This is a genomic window from Photorhabdus sp. P32, from assembly GCF_038085095.1.
Lineage (GTDB): Bacteria > Pseudomonadota > Gammaproteobacteria > Enterobacterales > Enterobacteriaceae > Photorhabdus > Photorhabdus luminescens.
In genome coordinates this window covers 48,898-66,712 of the sequence record NZ_JAZGJN010000293.1, presented here as the reverse complement: position 1 = coordinate 66,712, position 17,815 = coordinate 48,898, and the positions used below count along the sequence as shown (strand labels likewise).

Sequence of the window (17,815 nt, the reverse complement as noted above, 5' to 3'; positions counted from 1 at the left end):
ATTAAAAAGATAGATTTAACGAATCAGTTGCATGATGGATAAACCAAACTACAGTCGTCACCAAAAGGAGACCCCATAGGGTATAACTGGTTTTATACTTGCCATATAGGGTGGTGATAGCCGCAAATAATGCGAGTAAAAAAGGTAAAAACATATACATGGTTGATTCTCCAGTTTTCTAAAAACATTTAAGACCTTTCCCTTGTAGTTCAGGGGAGGGAATTCATCAAACTCAGTTTAGAAGCGTTTACTTCGATACAAGCGATCAATTATCCAAAGGTAAGTTGCCCGTAAAAAGAAACGCTTTGGCGCCATTAATGGGAACGACTCTCTTTGGTATCGCATTTGAAAACGAACAAACCTACATTTATTAAAGCAAGGTTTTGGTTTTCGAATGGTGTATGATTTAACCCACTATTCGTAGTGTGCTGCTAATAACAATTGTAGTCAATCTTGTTTATGTTCGCCACTATTCAGAAGGATGAGCGTGATTATCATTTGGCGAGAGTTTCAATGAGTTGTTTTTTATTTAATAGTTGAGCAGGAAACGATTAGGAACGGCGAATCATATCTTTGTCTGGAAACTCCCTAATTTAACGACTATTTGTAGGTTTACTTTTAAAGGGCTTAATCTATCCAATTTTCTACAATTAACCCTCTACCCAGATGAATTCTTTTTCATTGTTTGTCACTATAATGGGTACTAAGCTTTCATAAAGAAGCTATCCCAGACATTCTCTATGGGGAAATGGCGTTTTCTTCACTAATTTTTCTGATCGTAACGCTTAAATTATCAATATTCATGTGATATTTCGTCTGATATTTGCAGGAGGAATAAATGTTTCTTATCACGATAAAGGAGATCGGCAATTAAAACCCCTCAACTTTTTATCGTGAGGGGCTGTTGTGATATTTAATATCTTCTTGGTTTTTTACTCATTTAATGCTTCGGCTTTTATATTATCGGAAGCTGATTGAGAGCGGACTTTCGCGAAGAAGGCAATTGTGACAACCACCATTGCGGCCAGGCCGATAACAACGGAGATATTCCAGCTTAGCGCAAAACCTTCTGGCGCAAATGCCAGATAGGTGAAGCACACTGCGGTCATAAACATGGCTGGCAGGGTGGTGATCCAATGGAACTTATTGCGACGCAGCAGCCATGCGGAGGCAGCCCATAACATGACCATTGCTGTAGTCTGGTTTGCCCAACCGAAATAACGCCAAATGATATTGAAGTCAGTTTTGGTAATCAGATAACCGACAATAAACATTGGCACACTTAATAACAGACGTTTAGTCATTTGTTGCTGAGGAATATTCAAGAATTCAGCAATAATAAGCCGGGCAGAACGGAATGCGGTATCGCCAGAAGTAATTGGCAAAATCACCACACCGAGGATTGCCAGAATACCGCCGACGGTACCTAACAGAGATGTGGACACTTCGTGAACAACCAGAGAGGCTGTACCTTGATCAATCACCGCTTGTAGCGCGTTAGTATCTTCATAGAAACTCAGGCCCAATGTACACCAGATTAGCGCGATAATCCCTTCACCAATCATTGCGCCGTAGAAAACGAAACGACCATTTTTTTCATTCTGCATACAACGCGCCATCAGCGGAGACTGAGTGGCGTGGAAACCAGAAATAGCGCCACAAGCAATCGTAACGAATAGCAATGGCCAAATAGGCAGATCTTTCGGGTTAAAGTTAGTGGTGAAATCTAATCCTTGAGAATAGAAGGGCTTATCGCTCATTGCTAAACCGACCATCAGCGCGACAGACATAAACAATAGCAATGCGCCGAATAATGGGTAAAGGCGACCGATGATTTTATCAATAGGCACCAGCGTTGCGAGAATATAGTAAGCAAAGATAATACCGACCCAGATAGCAATGTTATCCCAACCCATTGCCTCTTTCAGCAGGTTATTCAACAAGCCGGCAGGGCTCAAAACAAAGACGACTCCAACTAGCATCAGCAGAATAACAGCAAATATATTCATGAAATGCTTCATGGTTTTGCCCAGTTCATTACCAACGATAACGGGCACGGATGCACCACGGGCACGCACACTGAGCATACCGGAGAAGTAATCGTGTACTGCGCCGGCGAAGATACAGCCGAATACAATCCACAGCATGGCAAGCGGGCCATAGAGGGCGCCAAGAATTGGGCCGAAAATAGGACCCACGCCGGCAATATTCAGTAACTGAATTAACCAAACTTTTGGGGTGGACATAGCAACATAATCAACACCATCAGCCATAGAAAGCGCAGGGGTTTTTCTTTCTGGCCGAATAGTGAATATCTTTTCGACAATCTTGCCATATATAAAATATCCAGCCAGAAGAAGGCTGATACAGAGGAGGAACCACGACATAAATATAACACCTTACTCGACTTTTTTAATCTGGATGCTACTTTATAGTTTCATAAAAAAAATACCGTGAAGTAATTCGCTTTTTACTTGTCCGTACTGTTTTCTAATTGAAAATACGATTAAAGTAAAAAGTCATTAATTAGCCAGGGGGTAATTATGCTATATATCTTCGATATGGGTAATGTGATTATTGATATTGATTTTAAAAGGGTTTTAGCGGTATGGAGTAATTTGAGCGGGACACCTCTTGCGACTTTGACTAAAAGTTTCTCTATGGGAGAAACGTTTGAAAAACATGAGCGTGGTCAAATTACTGATCTGGAATTCGCTGATACTTTATGTCAGGAAATGAGTATTTCACTCAGTTTTGAGCAGTTTGCTGCTGGATGGCATGCTATCTTTATTGATATCCGGCCTGAAATTATTCAGATAATGAAGAAATTACGTGAGGCAGGACACCGGGTTGTGGTGTTATCCAACACAAACCGCTTGCACCTGGATTACTGGCCGCATAATTATCCTGAGATTGCGGCATCCGCTGATTACCTCTATTTGTCACAGGATTTGGCAATGCGTAAACCTGAACCTGATATTTTCAAATATGTGCTTGAGACAGAAGGCTTTTCACCGGATCAGGCGGTGTTTTTTGACGATGTGCTGGAAAATGTGGAAGCAGCCAGGGCGTTAGGGATCAATAGCGTTCATGTTGTTGATAGGCAGACAGTGCCAGATTATTTCGAAGCAAGCGGTTTTTCTGAACAAAATGAAGGATTGAACGGATAATAGAGGATAGTGTGCTGATGTGACTATCTGAATAAAGGAAAAATATGATTGCGTTAATCCAGCGGGTAACACAAGCAAATGTTGTTGTTAAGAACGAAGTCGTTGGGGAAATTGGTCACGGCCTGCTGGTGTTGCTAGGTGTTGAGAAAGGAGATGATCAACAGAAGGCAAAACGGTTGTGTGAAAAGGTGGTTGGGTATCGGGTATTCAGTGATGAGCAGGACAAAATGAATTTGAACGTCCAGCAGGCCGGAGGCAGTTTGTTGGTGGTTTCCCAGTTTACACTGGCTGCCGATACTCAAAAAGGCATGCGCCCCAGTTTTTCCGGTGGCGCTGCCCCAGACAAGGCCGATGAATTATATCGCTATTTTGTTGAACAATGCCGCCAAAGTGGTGTAAAAACAGAAATCGGGCGGTTTGCTGCCGATATGAAAGTCAGCCTGACAAACGATGGGCCAGTCACTTTCTGGTTGCAGGTCTAGCAACCAAAAATAGCCAGTAGAACGCAACCATCCCCGATTAAACATCATAAGCAAAAGAAAGGGGCAGTTTCTATGTATCATCTGCGAGTACCTGAAACAGAACAAGAACTGGAAGCATATTACCGATTTCGTTGGGAAATGTTGCGTAAGCCACTGCATCAGCCTGTCGGCTCTGAAAAAGATGGTTATGACACGATGGCTCATCACCAGATGGTTGTGGATGAGAAAGGTAACCCAGTGGCGGTAGGGCGTTTATATATCAATGCGGATAGTGAGGGGGCAATCCGCTTTCTGGCAGTGCATCCCAACGTACAAGGTAGAGGGTTAGGAAAATTAATCGCAATGGCCCTGGAATCGGTTGCCCGTCAGGAAGGTGTTAAGCGGGTAGTTTGCAGTGCTCGTGAATATGCGGTGGAGTTTTTCAGTAAATTGGGGTTTGAAAACCGTGGGCCAATTACTAGCCCGCAAACGACACCGGTTCGCCATTTTCTGATGATAAAACCGGTTGCGACACTTGATGATATTCTTCACCGGCCGGATTGGTGCAACGAACTGCAACAGGCTTGGTACAAACATATTCCCCTCAGTGAAAAAATGGGGGTACGAATTTCTCAATATACCGGTCAGAGCTTTATTACCACCATGCCGGAAGCAGGTAATCAAAATCCTCACCAAACTATCTTTGCTGGCAGTCTATTCTCATTAGCGACATTGACCGGTTGGGGATTGATCTGGCTGTTGTTGCAGGAACGTCAACTGGGTGGCGATATTATTCTGGCTGATGCCGATATCCGTTACAAAAAACCGGTTATTGGCAGGCCAAAATCTGTTGCGGATCTTAAAAATATGAGCGGTGATTTGGCTCGTTTGGCACAAGGCAGTAAAGCGAGAGTGAAGTTGGATGTGATTGTCAGCGGCGATCAGGGAATTGGTGCGGTATTTACTGGCACCTATATGGTATTGCCGAATGCTTATACGGCTATCGCTTAGATTTCGCAGTGGCATTAAATATGCCACTGGTGGTATTTTTCATGTTAACAGCAGAAATGAAAGGCTGCTTTTATAAGGTTAAGCTTCGTTGAGTACGCGCAACATAAAGGCATCAGGTTTAGGCAGTATGCACGCCATTTTTTGTACCTTCATAACGCTATAGAATACAGATTTTGTGTGTTTATTAGTCTGACAATCTTGATTTGTGTCCACAATAGTCCTACGATAAGGGAGAAAACAGTCAGAAGAGGGGGATACTATGAATACGGCCATATTAAAAGTTCGTGTTCCTGAAGAACTAAAAAATGCGGTAGCGAGAGCTGCTCAGGATAACAGTTTGGATATGTCTAGTTTTGTCCGCCTGGTATTAACCCGAGCGACAAAGGAACGCCACATTCCTAATGCCACAACGCAGGCGGCGATCCGTGAGCTGGAAAGTGGTGGTGGTACAAGTGTAGATACCGTAGATGAATTTTGGGATGAAATTTTTAAATAAAATATGCTAAAAATTCGATATTCATCTGCATTTAAAAAGGATTTAAAACCCTTTCAGCATGATAAATCAGCTATTTCTGTTATTAATACCGTATTAAAACTGCTTGCCACGGGAAAACCACTTCCCCGTGAATATAAAGAGCACTCATTGAAGGGGGATTATATTGGGTATCTGGAATGTCATGGAAAGCCGGATCTCCTATTGATTTATAAGAGAACTGAGCAAGAGGTTTTCTTATATCGGGTTGGAAGTCATGCAAAACTATTTAAGCTGTGATCTCATCCCAAATAGCCCAATTTTTGGGCTATTTGGTGTTACTGGGTGTTTACACGGTTATAGCCTAATAACTGAGCAGGTTTCACAATTTTGTATGGATATCTGCCCTTTATCGATTACTTGAGTTTCTTTGCCTGATTGTTTATCCGTGGCAGTCAATGTACCATCAATAGTACTTTTAATATCATCAGCAGCAAGATCTCCCTGTATTAACAGCGTGAAATTACCTTTACCCTGTAATTTCAACGGCACCCACCGCCATTGAGGTAAAATCGCCAAATCTGCATCTATTCCCCGGAAATCTAAAGTGAATGGCTTCTGTACCTGTTGATCTACTGTGCCTTTTATTTTCAGCAATCCATCATCAACAGAAGCATCTAATTGGTCGACAATCAGTTTATTTCCCTCTGTGTGTAATTTAAGGTAAGGGCGACGTAATTCAACTTTGTTAAATGTTGCGCTGGTGGCACTTAGATTTGAAGAGCCACTCCAGATCCCCCATTTCCCTTCTTTCAGTAACTCCATGTCATAGATATAACCACTGAGGGCGGTAAGCTGGAATGGAAAATTGGGGTTAATATCAATCAATAAACTGTTGTTAATCGTCATCTCGTTAATGGAAAATCTGGATATCCATTCAGGCAATGATTTTTTCAGTAGCTGATGCCAGTTTTGCGGCAAGGTATAAATTAAACCGGCAACTGTTGCATTGGTGATGTTGAATTGTTTTGTTTGGTGATTCCATTTCCCTTTGACGTGGAATAATCCCTTTTCCCAACGAGACGTGAGATTGGAAATAGTGAGTTCATTGCCAGCCAGAAGAAGGTGACCAATAATATCGGTGAAATGAAGATCATTCAGCGTAGTATCCATGACATTGAAATCAATGATGCCCTCTTTTGCCTGCCAGTTCCCGTTGGTCAAACCAACATTTTTTACTGAGGCATCCAGATAGTTGGCAGACCAGTTTTTACCTTCCAGCTTGGCATTAGTAAGGCTCAGATCTTTAATATTAACGGCAGGTAATTTGCTCGCTTTTAGCCATAACGCTTCAAGTGTCATTGGCGTTTGCCAACGAATATTGCTGATAAGTAAATTATCCCACTGCCAGCTACCATCAGGCTGACGTTGCCCATTACCCGATACTGAACCTTGTGCCAATGTTGCGCCAAATGAACGGATAGTCAGGATATTCTGCTGGTTATCTCCTCGCATAATAACTTTTTCGAGAGAAATATCATTGAAATTCAGTTTATCAGCGCTGAATTGAAATTCCCCATCCCCTACCAACTTATTTGATTGCGGATTCCAGGGGGTGATGCCGCCGGTGATGTTTTGTCCTTGAATTTGCCAGTCTGCATTTTCTGACTGAATAGTCATCTGATTAAGTTGCAGAATATTGGCGCTAAAAGGTATGGATTGTGACTGATCTCTGATTGTTAATTGGCCCTGTTGCAATAACAGACGATGAAAATGGCGCGGGGAAGTGAGTTGCTGCCAGTTGAAATCGAATGTGACAACTTGAGCTGCTAAAGTGAAAGTCTGTTGCTGATTGCTAACGACGATATCGGAAAATGCCAGGGTACCTGGTTGTGACCAGTTATGTTCGATATTGCCGATTTGAACCTGATAACGGCTGTGATGACTCAACCATTGACTAAGCTGATGCGCTCCCCAGTTTGTCTGCATCACGACATAAACAGTGATTACTGCCAGTATTAGCAGTAGTAACAGAGTAACCAGCGATTTTCCTAACCATCTCATCATCAGACTCCAATTTAGTCGGCTTATAACTTCCTTTTATGCCGTAATTTTCGTGTTCACTCAAGAGGTGGTGAATAAAAGTTATGAACGAGGAGAAATTATTATTTGTAACATTTGTAGAATTTAACAATAAGAATCCCAATAAGTCACTCTATCAGGTGTTATTTCTAATAATTTCAGGGTATGAGATGAGAAAAATGATTAATTATTCGTTATCGTTTTATTCTATTAAAATAAACTTAAGAGATTAATCTTTGTTTAATTGTATTTTTGTTTTTTTTACGCTAAGTTTTTTTTCATTAACAACTTAGCGCGTTTGTGTGAATTTGTTAATAATTATATTGTGTGATTAATATAATCATTAAATCTATATTTTATTGCATGGAAATATAGCCAATGACATCCGAATGAATTAATGTATGGCCATAAATGGAGTAATGATTTTTTTCGTCATTCCTTCTATTCCTTTCTCAGTTTGATTGATGCTTGAAATAACACTGCATAGCTTATTTTCACCCATCTTCCGGCAAATAAATAATGTAAGGAATCTTCTATGTCAGAAAACATGAAACAAAAATCGTCGAATGAAGGTAGTATCCGCACAACTCGCCCACTTACAGGAAAGGAATTTCTGGATGGGCTAAACGATGGTCGGGAAGTCTGGGCTTATGGTGAACGCATTCACGATGTTGCCAACCATCCTGCTTTTCAAAATACAGCCCGCTCTATTGCGAAACTCTATGATGCTTTGCACGATCCTGTTCATCGTGATGTACTGACTACGCCTACAGATACGGGTAGTTCTGGTGTAACACATCCCTTTTTCCGTGTACCGCACTCACAACAGGATTTAATTGCTGATCGTGATGCTATCGCCGCGTGGGCTCGCATGAGTTATGGCTGGTTGGGTAGAAGCCCTGATTATAAGGCTTCGTTTCTTACCTCACTCGGCGTAAGGCCGGATATTTATGGTGATTTTGCTGATAATGCAAAAAACTGGTATATCCGCTCACAGGAAAACGTGTATTACTGGAATCATTCGATTATTAATCCGCCAATAGATCGTCATTTATCACCTGATGAAATTGGTGATATTTGTGTTCATGTTGAAAAAGAGTGTGATGATGGACTGATTGTCAGCGGCGCTAAAGTTGTCGCTACGGGATCGGCGCTTTGTCATTACAACTTTATTGGTCATTACGGCTTACCAATAAAGAAACGGGAATTTGCGTTAGTCTTTACTGTGCCGATGAATGCGCCAGGAGTAAAATTAATTTGTCGCCCCTCTTACTCAATGGCGGCTGATAAAATGGGCAGTCCTTTTGATTATCCGCTCTCGTCCCGATTTGATGAGAACGATACGATAATGATTCTGGATAAAGTGAAGGTTCCTTGGGAAAACATATTTATCTATGGAGATGTAGATAAAGTTTCGTTATTTTTTGCTGAATCAGGGTTTTTTCATCGGGCTATGTTGCATGGTGTGACCCGATTGGCGGTTAAACTTGATTTTATTTCTGGATTGCTCCTTAAGGGTGTTGAAGCCACAGGTACGAAGGATTTCCGTGGTGTGCAAACACGGGTTGGTGAAGTATTGTCATGGCGTAATCTGTTTTGGGCGCTCAGTGATGCAATGATTAAATCTCCGGAGCCTTGGGGTGAAGATGCCCTATTGCCTCGGTACGAATATGGAGTAGCTTATCGTTGGTTTATGACGAAGGGTTACCCGAGGGTAAAAGAAATTATTGAACAGGATCTGGGCAGCGCCTTGATTTATGTTAACTCTCATGCCCGCGATTTTTCCAACCCGGAACTCTCTCCTTATCTTGATAAATACATGCGTGGCTCCAATGGTTACAGCGCAGTTGAGCGAGTCAAACTCATGAAACTGATTTGGGACTCTATTGGTACGGAATTCGCTAACAGGCATGAATTATACGAGCTCAATTATGCCGGCAGTCATGAAATTACCAGACTTGATACGTTATGGACTTCCCAAGCTTCGGGCTTAGTGGATCAATTGAAAGGGTTTGCTGAGCAGTGTATGAGTGAATACGATCTTGATGGTTGGGTTGGTAACGATCTTATTTGGCCTTCCAGCCGCTAGGAGATATACCCAATGGATTTCAAGATGCATCGCGACGGCAAAGGAGCGAATCCCCGGGAGCATAGATAACGATGTGACCGAGGTGAGTGAGCGCAGCCAACAAAGAGGCAACTTGAAAGATGACGGGTATAAACCATCATCACGCGCGATGATGAAATATACGTGCGTGATGAGTTGATTATGTGTAACCCGATATCAGCTTGTTAGAGAGATTGTTTTTCCTGAGGAAACACCAGATTAAGGGTGATGGCTGTCAAACCGCCAGCAGCAATACCGGAAGAGAGTAACGTTTTCAGCCAGTCAGGAGCGAACTGTAAAATTAGCGGTTGTTGAGCAACGCCCATACCAACCGCTAAAGAGAGCGCGATAATCATAATTGCCCGGCGGTTAAGCGCTTCTCTGGAAACGATACGGATACCAGATGCGGCAATCGTACCGAACATCACGATAGTGGCGCCTCCCAATACCGGTTCAGGGATCTGTTGTACAAATCCTGCCACCGCAGGAAATAGACCTAACAGCATCAACATTAGCGCTACGGCATAACCTACACGGCGGCTGGCAACGCCAGTGAGTTGGATAACCCCGTTATTCTGCCCAAAACAAGAATTTGGGAAGGTATTGAATACGGCAGAAAGCATAGAATTTAAGCCGTTAGCTAAAACACCGCCTTTAATACGTTTCATATATAGAGGACCGCTGACTGGTTGCTCGGAAACATCAGACGTCGCGGTAATATCGCCGATAGTTTCCAGCGAAGTGACTATGAAAATCAACATTAGCGGGATAAGCAGATTCCAGTCAAAGGAAAGACCATAATAGAGTGGTGCGGGAATTGTCATGAGTGAGCTATTTTCTTGTACCGTTGTTGGTGGCAGCATACCCATTAGCCAGGCGGCAACATAACCGACTGCCATTGCAATCACCAGAGACGCGACACGCAGATAAGGATTACGCTGGCGGTTCAGCAAAACAATGACGACCAACACAATGCCTGCCAGAAACAGATTCTCTGGAGAACCAAAAGTGTGATTTTCGATAGCAGAAAACCCGCCGCCGATAGAGGTCAACCCAACCTGAATGAGCGACAAGCCGATAATCATCACCACAACACCGGAAACCAACGGGGTGATAATTCTCCGGGCCAGATGCAATACGCGGGATAACAGAATTTCTGTGACGGATGCCGCCATTAGAGTGCCGAATAACGCTGCCATCATAGTTGGAATGTCGGCGCCGCCGTTTTTCAATGCCAGCCCGCCCATGATCAGTGGGGAAACAAAGTTAAAGCTGGTCCCTTGAATGGAAAGTAAGCCAGAACCTACCGGCCCCCAGGCTCGGATCTGGATTAATGATGCCAATCCTGAAGCAAACAGAGACATACTGATAATCCGCTGCGTATCGTGAGCAGGTAGCCCTAGCGCTTGGCAGATTAAAATTGCCGGCGTAATAACAGCGACAAACATTGCCAGTAAATGCTGACAGGCAGCAAACAACGTTTGTGGCAATGGTGGCCGATCTTCTAAGCGATAAATCAATTCACTAACTGGTTTCTTCGGGGGCATTGTTTCAGCTTGTGCAGGGGATGAGGTGAGCATGGTGTGAAATTCCGGACTGACAAAGAACGCATTTTAATGATCAATGGTGCAAAAGCAATCGTTTGCGTAAAAATTCCGTCACTTGCCATGATTTGCTTTGGTCACATTTTTATATGTTTTAACTTGTGTTTGTGGCAGATTTTTTTTCTAATCCAGCGTTGCCTGTTTTTGGCGTTCTCTAAGGATGAGTATAACGTCGTAATAACTTACATAATTTTAACAATATAGCTGGGGTACATAGATGTATCATCTTGATGTTTATGGCACGCTCGTTGCATCCGCATTAGTACTATTACTTGGACGCAAACTTGTACAATCAGTCCCATTTCTTGAAAAATACACCATTCCTGAGCCGGTCGCTGGTGGCTTGTTAGTTGCTCTGATTCTTTTAGCCGTTCAACAAACAATAGGTTGGGAAATCAGTTTTGATTTGTCTCTTAAAGACCCTTTGATGTTAACTTTCTTTGCCACTATCGGCTTGAATGCCAATCTTTCCAGCCTGAAAGCGGGTGGTAAGGTCCTGTTCACGTTTGTTTTCGTCGTTGTTGGCTTATTGCTGGTTCAGAACACGGTGGGTATCGCTCTGGCTGAACTGTTAGGGCTGGACCCCTTAATGGGCTTACTGGCGGGTTCTGTTACGTTGTCTGGCGGTCATGGGACCGGCGCCGCTTGGGGTAAACTGTTTAGTGAGCGTTATGGTTTTGAAAATGCGACAGAAGTAGCAATGGCTTGTGCGACTTTCGGTTTAGTACTGGGTGGTTTGATTGGCGGCCCGGTCGCACGTTTCCTGGTGAAAAATACCAAAACCCCAGGACTGAGGGGCGATGATACCGAGGTGCCGACAGCATTTGAAAAACCTTATACCGGGCGGATGATCACAGCATTGGTGATGCTGGAGACGATCGCCTTGATCGCTATCTGCCTGATGGCAGGTAATTTTGTATCTGAATTTTTGCAAGGTACATGGTTTGAACTACCGACATTCGTCTGTGTGTTATTTATCGGGGTTATCCTCAGTAACAGTCTGTCGGTGTTAGGTTTTTACCGAGTCTTTGACCGAGCGGTTTCTGTACTGGGTAACGTAAGCCTTTCCCTGTTTTTGGCAATGGCGTTAATGAGCCTGAAATTGTGGCAGATGGCATCGTTGGCATTACCCATGCTGATCATTCTCACTATTCAGGCCATCGTTATGGCGCTGTATGCAATTTTTGTCACCTATCGGGTGATGGGGAAAAACTATGATGCTGCGGTGCTGGCGGCGGGTCACTGTGGTTTCGGTTTAGGCGCGACACCTACCGCCATTGCGAACATGCAGGCGATTACTGATCGCTTTGGACCGTCTCATGTAGCGTTTCTGGTGGTGCCGATGGTTGGCGCGTTCTTTATTGATATCGTTAACGCGATTGTGATTAAACTCTATCTGCTGTTGCCGATATTCCCGGCGGTGTAGGAGTAAATTGGCAAAATACTGCGCCAGCTATGTAGTTGGTGCAGTATTGTTGTTGTGTTCTTTGATCATTATTTATTTTAGGCAAGCATTGTCATCGTTTCACCGTCAAAACGACAATACAACGCAATATATCGCAACTAGGCGGCTACCAAGGGCCGCGCGTGTTCCAATTTGTCAGCCAAAACCTCATTATGCTGAGCCAGCCATATGTCATTGATGAACTGGAGGTTAAGCCAAAACTCCGGTGTGGTTCCCAAAACCTTTGCCAGCAAAAAGGCAGTTTCCGCAGTCACTCCGCGCCGACCGCCGCACAGCTCATTGACGGTCTTCCGGCCTACACCCATAGCTTTTGCCAGTTCGCCCTGAGTGATACCCAAGGGTTCCAGAAATTCTTCTTTGAGCATAGCGCCCACACTGGTAGGTTGATGCGCGGGAATTTTTAGTGCTTCAATCATCGTTTTACCTCTTACCTGTATGTATGTGGGTCCAGATAGATTCCGTTAGCCTCTCCTGCATCCCATTGGAATATCAGGCGATATTGCTTGTTAACGCGGATCGAACACCACTCCTTTAGATTGCCCTCCAGATGCTCAAATCTGTTACCCGGTGGCACCCTTAAATCTTTCTCGCCTTTAGCGACATGAATAATATCGAGCTTACGCTTTAAAGCACTTTCAATTGTGCTAGGTATGTTGGGTGACTTTTCACCGCGAAAGTAATAATCATCCAACCACTGATCCCGGAACGCCTTAATCATGGTCAATGGTATCCTGTATCGATGCATGGTACAAATGGTTTTTAGTCTTCGTTTTTGCCTGCGCTCAATGCGTGTTACATTTTTCCGCTAAGTTATGTTTGTGAAACAATGAATAATTGGCAGTAGTATATGGAGCGCCATTTGCATGGTAAATAGTCAGACCACTGACAAGTCTTGTTAAAAATAATGGTATCCGTGTGCTGCTTCGCGTCTGCGAAATTGTGCTCTATCGTCTCTTTCGTCGTTTGTAAATCTTTTTTCACTCATGAGGTTAATCGGTTTTCTCTGGCCTGCTCTTGACGGATAAAATGATTTTTAGAGACTAGCTCGTCAAACGAGAGCGTTTCTGGTGAGATGGTCTTTTACTGTGTTTTGCTTATAATTTAGCGAATTCAAATGTAGTAAAAAGGATGGGCAACGATGAAGCTTTTCAACGCATTGGGGTTTCGTTGGGACCGGTCTGCGGTTCCTCTTATTGTTCCGATTCATTCTATTGAGCGGGTATGCTTTCGTTTTCACCGGATGTTACCGGAGTTTGTTTGGGATGCCAGCGTGCTTGAAGGTAATCCCTTCACCTTCCCGGAAGTGAAAACATTGTTGGACGGTATAACCGTCGGTGGTAGGAAGGTTTCTGATCAGGAGCAAGTACTGAATCTCGCAGAAAGTTCCAGATGCCTGTTATCTTTGGTGAAAAGAGGTCAATTTGAGTTGACCAAAGCTACGTTTGCTAAACTTCATAGCATAGTTGCTCGCAATGAAGTCTTGGAATGGGGAACATTCCGTGGGGAAGGGCAGGAGACCAACTACACCCCAGATGTTAGTTTGGGTGAGTGTGGTCGGCATATTCCGTTACCTACCGAATCAGGCGCACCAGAATTGAACCACATTTTTCAAGCCGGTATGGCGGCATTGGATGAATGTCAGCCTTTTGAAAAGGGAATTGCATTCTTCCTTTTTGGTGCGTTACAGCAATTCTTCTTTGACGGTAACAAACGCACTTCCCGTTTCATGATGAATGGTATTTTGATGTCAAACGGTATAGACGCCATCAGCGTGCCTGCGGCGAAAGTACATGAGTTCAACGAAAAGATGGTCCGCTTCTACCTGAGCAAAGATGCCACTGAGATGATGGCGTTCCTGGTGGATTGTCACCCGGATAAAGTGGCAAATCCCGATTTTTTTAAATGATCATAAAATGGTTTCTGGTATAAGCCTATGGCGGGATTTCACTTTGTTTACCTGCCATGTGTAATTCATTTACCAGCGATTCTATACTCCACTTATAGCAAAAAATTTTATTGCACTACAAATGTTATGCAATAAAATGTAATACAAATGTCATTACAGGAGATAACGTTATGAGTACTATTCAGATCAGAGTTGATGAAGAACTTAAAAAAAGTGCGTATCAGACATTTGAGAAACTGAACTTATCGCCATCCGATGCGCTGCGTCTCTTTCTGCGCTATGTTGTCGAGAATGAAAAGCTGCCGTTCGCTGAAGTTTCCGTTATGGTGGCAGATCATGATGAAGATACAGACATCTTAGCAGTGGTACGTAACCGTCTTAAAAATCCCGCTAGACGTATCAGGGTAAACCTTGATGATATTTAATATCGATTTCGACGAACGAGCCTTGAAAGAGTGGTACAAACTGGATCAGAGCATCCAGCGTGATGATATTCCAGGAAAGTAAAATTAATTCAATGAGTTGTCTGGTTTTTGGCTCTTCTTTACCTTTGCTTTACGATAAAAAAGTCATTTTGTTTTTATCGTCATCCGCTTATTTTCGCCTTTACCGATGAGGAGTGTCTCAACAACACAAATGAGCGTCAATTTACCCGCGCCATTCGGTTCTATAATGATTATCAGTTAGCTTCCGAGAAATCTCATTGGCATCTCTCTATTGTCTAAATGGCATAATTATTATAAGAATAATAGTTTCCACAAAACATATCATAAGTGTTTTATATTTATTTTACTCTCTCATATTTATCCGAAAATCAACCAACATTAAAAAATAATATCTAATTCATCGCTAACGTATTAATATAAATAACGTTTCATGATTCTGCCACACGCAACCTTACTAACCCATTGTTATACATGGAATTATGAATGGTATGAAATGTAGAGCTATTTTGGAATCTTATTTATAATAAGAGAAAAATTTCAGTAATTATTAATTCATACTAAATAATATATCTCTTCGATAAATATACCCTATGGATTTCAAGATGCATCGCGACGGCAAGGGAGCGAATCCCCTGGAGCATAGATAACTCTGTGACCGGGGTGAGCGAGCGCAGCCAACAAAGAGGCAACTTGAAAAATGACGGGTATAAAGTATTTTGGCCTTTAGCTAAGGATAACAACATGAAAGATAACACTTTATATGGTCCTATTGCACATCTTTACGAGAGCTTTTCAGATGCTACTGACCATATCAAAGTAGAAATCAGAACTATCTTCAATCTGGCAGGAGATATACACGGGAAATCAGTGTTAGATTTAGCCTGTGGATATGGTCTCTTTAGTCGAGAATACAGAAATCGTGGCGCGTCGAAAGTCATTGGAGTCGATATATCAGAAAACATGATAGCGATTGCGAAAAGCAAATCACAACAATACGGTGACGATATCGAATTTCACGTAAGAAATGTTTGCAAGATGGAGTCGGAGTCATTTGGCAAGTTTGACATAGTTAATGCAGCCTGGTTATTCTGCCATGCAGAATCTCTTGAAGACCTTGAAACTATGTTCCGTGTCATTGCCGCTCATCTCAAGCCTTCCGGTAAATTAATTGCGTATACCTTTGAACCTGATTATCGATTAGAGAAAGGGAATTATGAGAATTATTGTATAAAAGTTCTGAGTGAAGAGCCGGTGAAAGACACTACTCTCGTGAAAGCTGAATTTCTTACCATACCCCCTAGCCCTTTCACTATGTATCGTTGGAGTCGTGAACAATATCAAACAGCGATCCAAAAGGCGGGGTTCAAACAATTTAAATGGCAAAAACCCATGCTGTTAGAAAGCGATATTGAGGCTCATCCCCCAGGTTTTTGGGATGATTATCAACGAAATTGCCTCGATACAGCTCTTGTTTGTCAGATTTAATGAGATAATCTCCGAGGTTCACTTTCTTTCCTACACAAATCCCTCAAGTTTTATCGAGGGATTTTTTTGAATTTCCTTCGTCCTGCAAAACAACTTTTCCTGACCTCCAGCCGGGATTTTGGTGAGAACCAGATGAAATAGTTCGGCAACTCAGGTTTCTGAGGAAAACAGCGCTCGGGTAACTCACTCAAGTATCTGATAAAAAATCTTAACTGATTGTTTTGTCATGAATTAAATAAAGTATCCCACGTTTTATGCTCTTCATTATAGATGATTATGTGGATCTTGCGTCTAATGCAACACCGCCAACACTTCAATACCAGTCGGAACTTCTCGGTAGTAAATAATGTGGCTCTCTACGGGGAAACTCAGTACACCTAAATAAAGGTCCTCACTGCGATCACGACCGGGGGATGGGTGACGATCAAGAATTTCCGTCATAGTCACACGTAACGAAGTTGAATAAGCTTCCGCGACATTCGCTCCCCATCGGCGCATAGAATAGAGTTTGATTGCACGAATATGCTCTCTGGCTTTCTTAGTAAACCGGACACTCATCCTTAAGTCTTACCCTCAAGTTCATCAACTGTCAACGGTGCAAATACATCATCAATACTATGCAATTCGCCACGATCAGCTTGTGCAATAGATTCAGCCAGAACGGCTTTTAAATTCTGTAACTTGAGCTGTACGAACTGATCATACTCTTCGGGAGAGATAACCACGGCCACACGTTTACCATGCTTACTAATTTCCACAGGTTCACGCTGAACTTTCATAAGCAGATCACCAAACTGGTTCTTAGCTAGTTGTGCGGGAATAATTTCCATACATCACCTTCCGTCTAAAATGGCTCGAATAGCTATTATGGCTAAAAGTGCATGGAGCTACCAATAGTTAAAATAGCCAACCGCCAACCAAGATGACTTTTGGGTACCTACGGGCAAATAACAGTGTCGTTGCTTGGAGTAACCCATCTTCGGGCAGCAGTATTCCGCCGGAAATTGCCCAATTACAAGATATCGTTAGCCTAAGTGCGTCAAAAAATGCATTCGCAGCTTTACGGAGGAATGGTCAGATGGTGGCCTGGAATACTAATAACGATAATATAGTACACAGTGAATATGATGATTAATCCATTGTCATTATGAATCACTAAAAAACACTAAAACCAAGGCTGAGCTATAATATCCCGGCTTAGCCTATTGTTTATTTAATTTGAAATATTAGCTCTCCCGCCCCTGTTATTACCAAAGCCACTTTTTAAATAAGTATAAAAAGAATATAATTCTACGAAATAATTTAAATGTAAATCCTAAAAAATAACTCACTTTTTTATAAACAGAAAATATATTACGCACCCCTCTTGGTGATTTTTATTCTTTGCTTTACTGTTAATACTTAGTAAATTAAGTTACATGTTTACGTATTAATAAGATTAGCAATAAAGATGTAAATCCCCCCCTAAATTCTGTTGCTCAAGTCTCATAATTGTAATTTTTACGCTTTATCGATAAAAATAATCTGAAACTAACTACCAAAAAATCAATTTAGTATTAACCTAAAGTTATCAGCCGATAATTTCTTTCTATTATCTTATTCATCA

19 protein-coding genes are annotated in these 17,815 nt (G+C 42.3%); 11 read left to right on the top strand and 8 right to left on the bottom strand.

Annotated features, from left to right (window positions below; all coding sequences use genetic code 11):
- Position 1 precedes the first annotated feature (1 nt).
- Both V2H77_RS22465 and V2H77_RS22460 read right to left on the bottom strand, forming a co-directional pair.
- Positions 2 to 154 carry a DUF5993 family protein gene (locus tag V2H77_RS22465; protein WP_445935670.1) on the bottom strand — a complete coding sequence of 51 codons (153 nt, stop codon included), beginning with the start codon at positions 152 to 154 and terminating at the stop codon, positions 2 to 4.
- 778 nt (positions 155 to 932) lie between these two features.
- A complete protein-coding gene (locus V2H77_RS22460) occupies positions 933 to 2,387 on the bottom strand; it encodes a carbon starvation CstA family protein (protein ID WP_341500550.1) in 1,455 nt (484 codons plus the stop codon).
- Positions 2,388 to 2,543: 156 nt separating this feature from the next.
- Here V2H77_RS22460 and yihX point away from each other — a divergent pair, with 156 nt between their 5' ends.
- The 5 genes from yihX to V2H77_RS22435 all read left to right on the top strand — a co-directional run bounded on the left by yihX (position 2,544) and on the right by V2H77_RS22435 (position 5,414).
- Positions 2,544 to 3,170: a glucose-1-phosphatase gene (gene yihX, locus V2H77_RS22455; RefSeq protein ID WP_341500549.1), complete on the top strand. Its 627-nt coding sequence runs from the start codon at positions 2,544 to 2,546 to the stop codon at positions 3,168 to 3,170.
- A 44-nt stretch (positions 3,171 to 3,214) separates the two neighbouring features.
- Positions 3,215 to 3,652 carry a D-aminoacyl-tRNA deacylase gene (gene dtd / locus V2H77_RS22450; RefSeq protein WP_341500548.1) on the top strand — a complete coding sequence of 146 codons (438 nt, stop codon included), beginning with the start codon at positions 3,215 to 3,217 and terminating at the stop codon, positions 3,650 to 3,652.
- Between the two features lie 72 nt (positions 3,653 to 3,724).
- Positions 3,725 to 4,642 carry a fatty acid biosynthesis protein FabY gene (gene fabY / locus V2H77_RS22445; protein WP_036778427.1) on the top strand — a complete coding sequence of 306 codons (918 nt, stop codon included), beginning with the start codon at positions 3,725 to 3,727 and terminating at the stop codon, positions 4,640 to 4,642.
- A 259-nt stretch (positions 4,643 to 4,901) separates the two neighbouring features.
- A complete protein-coding gene (locus V2H77_RS22440) occupies positions 4,902 to 5,138 on the top strand; it encodes a type II toxin-antitoxin system RelB/DinJ family antitoxin (protein ID WP_012776380.1) in 237 nt (78 codons plus the stop codon).
- Between the two features lie 3 nt (positions 5,139 to 5,141).
- Complete coding sequence (locus V2H77_RS22435; protein WP_012776381.1) at positions 5,142 to 5,414, top strand: type II toxin-antitoxin system YafQ family toxin; 273 nt, start codon at positions 5,142 to 5,144, stop codon at positions 5,412 to 5,414.
- A 57-nt stretch (positions 5,415 to 5,471) separates the two neighbouring features.
- Here V2H77_RS22435 and V2H77_RS22430 read toward each other — a convergent pair whose 3' ends face one another.
- Complete coding sequence (locus V2H77_RS22430) at positions 5,472 to 7,181, bottom strand: AsmA family protein (protein WP_341500547.1); 1,710 nt, start codon at positions 7,179 to 7,181, stop codon at positions 5,472 to 5,474.
- Between the two features lie 562 nt (positions 7,182 to 7,743).
- On the opposite strand from V2H77_RS22430, the gene V2H77_RS22425 reads away from it, so the two are divergent.
- Positions 7,744 to 9,285: a 4-hydroxyphenylacetate 3-hydroxylase family protein gene (locus V2H77_RS22425; RefSeq protein ID WP_445935668.1), complete on the top strand. Its 1,542-nt coding sequence runs from the start codon at positions 7,744 to 7,746 to the stop codon at positions 9,283 to 9,285.
- A gap of 203 nt (positions 9,286 to 9,488) precedes the next feature.
- Here V2H77_RS22425 and V2H77_RS22420 read toward each other — a convergent pair whose 3' ends face one another.
- Entirely contained in the window at positions 9,489 to 10,883 is a 1,395-nt protein-coding gene (locus V2H77_RS22420; protein ID WP_341500545.1) for a uracil-xanthine permease family protein, read from the bottom strand.
- Between the two features lie 241 nt (positions 10,884 to 11,124).
- On the opposite strand from V2H77_RS22420, the gene gltS reads away from it, so the two are divergent.
- The gene (gene gltS, locus V2H77_RS22415; protein ID WP_341500544.1) at positions 11,125 to 12,333 is read left to right on the top strand and encodes a sodium/glutamate symporter; all 1,209 of its coding nucleotides are present in this window, start codon (positions 11,125 to 11,127) and stop codon (positions 12,331 to 12,333) included.
- A gap of 137 nt (positions 12,334 to 12,470) precedes the next feature.
- Here gltS and V2H77_RS22410 read toward each other — a convergent pair whose 3' ends face one another.
- Both V2H77_RS22410 and V2H77_RS22405 read right to left on the bottom strand, forming a co-directional pair.
- The gene (locus V2H77_RS22410) at positions 12,471 to 12,788 is read right to left on the bottom strand and encodes a HigA family addiction module antitoxin (RefSeq protein WP_265512992.1); all 318 of its coding nucleotides are present in this window, start codon (positions 12,786 to 12,788) and stop codon (positions 12,471 to 12,473) included.
- A gap of 11 nt (positions 12,789 to 12,799) precedes the next feature.
- Positions 12,800 to 13,090: a type II toxin-antitoxin system RelE/ParE family toxin gene (locus V2H77_RS22405; RefSeq protein WP_139654435.1), complete on the bottom strand. Its 291-nt coding sequence runs from the start codon at positions 13,088 to 13,090 to the stop codon at positions 12,800 to 12,802.
- A gap of 420 nt (positions 13,091 to 13,510) precedes the next feature.
- Between V2H77_RS22405 and V2H77_RS22400 the strand changes: the two genes are divergently transcribed.
- The 3 genes from V2H77_RS22400 (at position 13,511) to V2H77_RS22390 (ending at position 16,209) form a co-directional block, all read left to right on the top strand.
- Complete coding sequence (locus tag V2H77_RS22400; RefSeq protein WP_341500543.1) at positions 13,511 to 14,278, top strand: Fic family protein; 768 nt, start codon at positions 13,511 to 13,513, stop codon at positions 14,276 to 14,278.
- A gap of 170 nt (positions 14,279 to 14,448) precedes the next feature.
- Positions 14,449 to 14,703, top strand: a complete 255-nt coding sequence (locus tag V2H77_RS22395; RefSeq protein WP_341500542.1) for a type II toxin-antitoxin system RelB/DinJ family antitoxin — start codon at positions 14,449 to 14,451, stop codon at positions 14,701 to 14,703.
- Positions 14,704 to 15,465: 762 nt separating this feature from the next.
- Positions 15,466 to 16,209 carry a class I SAM-dependent DNA methyltransferase gene (locus tag V2H77_RS22390; RefSeq protein WP_341500541.1) on the top strand — a complete coding sequence of 248 codons (744 nt, stop codon included), beginning with the start codon at positions 15,466 to 15,468 and terminating at the stop codon, positions 16,207 to 16,209.
- Between the two features lie 291 nt (positions 16,210 to 16,500).
- Here V2H77_RS22390 and V2H77_RS22385 read toward each other — a convergent pair whose 3' ends face one another.
- Positions 16,501 to 16,767 (bottom strand): type II toxin-antitoxin system RelE/ParE family toxin, encoded by a 267-nt coding sequence (locus V2H77_RS22385; protein WP_341500540.1) that lies wholly within the window; start codon positions 16,765 to 16,767, stop codon positions 16,501 to 16,503.
- Between the two features lie 2 nt (positions 16,768 to 16,769).
- The gene (locus tag V2H77_RS22380; RefSeq protein WP_341500539.1) at positions 16,770 to 17,039 is read right to left on the bottom strand and encodes a type II toxin-antitoxin system Phd/YefM family antitoxin; all 270 of its coding nucleotides are present in this window, start codon (positions 17,037 to 17,039) and stop codon (positions 16,770 to 16,772) included.
- Positions 17,040 to 17,131: 92 nt separating this feature from the next.
- Here V2H77_RS22380 and V2H77_RS22375 point away from each other — a divergent pair, with 92 nt between their 5' ends.
- The gene (locus tag V2H77_RS22375; RefSeq protein ID WP_341500538.1) at positions 17,132 to 17,344 is read left to right on the top strand and encodes a hypothetical protein; all 213 of its coding nucleotides are present in this window, start codon (positions 17,132 to 17,134) and stop codon (positions 17,342 to 17,344) included.
- Positions 17,345 to 17,815: the final 471 nt, after the last annotated feature.